Annotated in this window: 1 protein-coding gene; it reads left to right on the forward strand. The window is 51.7% G+C overall.

The window, feature by feature from the left end; genetic code table 11:
- The first annotated feature begins 62 nt into the window (after nucleotides 1-62).
- Nucleotides 63-1,630, forward strand: a protein-coding gene (locus P9J64_17415) for an IS3 family transposase (GenBank protein ID MDG5470098.1) whose coding sequence is annotated in 2 segments (ribosomal slippage) — nucleotides 63-543 and nucleotides 543-1,630 — 1,569 coding nt in all. Because the reading frame shifts where the segments join, the coding sequence is not laid out codon by codon here.
- Nucleotides 1,631-1,665: the final 35 nt, after the last annotated feature.

Consider the following 1,665-nt stretch of genomic DNA (forward strand, 5'->3'; position numbering starts at 1 on the left):
TCAGGCCCCATGTGTCAGCATAGTTGTCGCCTCAAATAAATAAAGAGAGGAGACAACCAGTCATGCCAACAAGATATTCCCCCGCCTTTCGTACCCTGATGGTTCAGAAGATGACCGCCCCCGACAGGCCCAGCGCGGTCTCTATCTCTGATGACATTGGTGTTTCAATCAGTACACTCTATCGATGGGTGAGTGAAGCTGATACTTTGTGTCTGAGTGATAATACTGAACCACTCTCATTTGCTGAATCCATGCAAAGGTTATCCGACATGAAACGTCCACAAGACTGGAGTGCTGAAGAGAAGCTGGCTGCTGTTCTGGAAGCAGCCTCATTGTCTGAGGAAGAGCTTGGTGCTTTTTTGCGTAGCCGTGGTTTGCACGATGCCCAACTTCAGCAGTGGCGTGATCAGATGATCATTGGCCTTGAGCCAAAGCCTGCCAAGCGTGCCGAGACCAAACGTATTAAAGATTTGGAGAAGGAACTCAGGCGCAAAGATAAGGCTTTGGCAGAAACAGCCGCATTGCTGGTTCTCAAAAAAAAAGCCCAGGAAATTTGGGGGGACGAGGACGACGACACGGACGGCTAGAGCGGCAACAGGTTATTGCTCTCATTGATGAAGCCGCTGCCTCTGGGGCCAGGCTGAAACCAACAGCCCATATCTTGGGATTGACCTCCCGCACGATTCAGCGATGGCGTCACCCAATGACTGAGGAAGATAGTCGTCGTGGACCGTTGACCACACCGGCCAACAAACTGACGTCAGCCGAGCGACAACAAGTTTTATCCGTGGCCAATTCACCAAAGTACCGGGAGCTGTCACCCAAACAAATCGTACCCCGTTTAGCCGATGAAGGTCGTTACGTCGCGTCGGAATCGTCCTTCTACCGCATTCTGCGGCAAGAGAAGCAACTGGTTCACCGGGAACGCTGTCGCCCGGCAACACACCGCCGTCCCCGTGAGAAAGTAGCCACTGGCCCTTGCCAAGTGTGGTCCTGGGATATTACTTATTTGAAGTCCACGGTTACCGGTCAGTTCTTTTACCTGTACATGATTCTGGATGTCTGGAGCCGCAAAATCATGGCTGCAACCGTCTTCTCCAAAGAGTGTAGTCAGAATAGTGCGCTCCTCTTCGTCGAGGCCTTCCATCGACATGGTGTCGATCCGAAAGGATTGGTCCTTCATGCAGATAACGGCGGGCCAATGAAGGGCTCCACCATGCTTGCAACATTACAGCGACTGGGAGTCGTTCCTTCATTCAGTCGCCCTGGTGTCAGCAATGACAATCCGTTCTCGGAGTCATTGTTCAGAACTTTGAAATATCGTCCGGAATATCCATCACGGCCCTTTGCTTCCGAGTACGGGTCACAGAGGTGGGTTGATGCATTCGTTCATTGGTACAATACCGAACATTTGCATAGCGAGATCCGTTTCGTGGCACCGGAAGACCGACACTCTGGGAGAGAGATCGATAAATTAGATAGGCGAAGAGAGGTGTACGAACAGGCTCGGCAGAGAAACCCTTGTCGTTGGACACAACAACTACGGAACTGGGAGCCAATCGAAGTTGTTCGGCTCAACCCTGATCGGAAAAGGCCCCCCGAAGAGGTCCTATGCTCCAAAGCTGCATAATGAGAAAAGGCGACAACTATCTTGACACCTACCGC

The sequence above is a fragment of the Deltaproteobacteria bacterium IMCC39524 genome (assembly GCA_029667085.1).
Lineage (GTDB): Bacteria > Desulfobacterota > Desulfuromonadia > Desulfuromonadales > BM103 > M0040.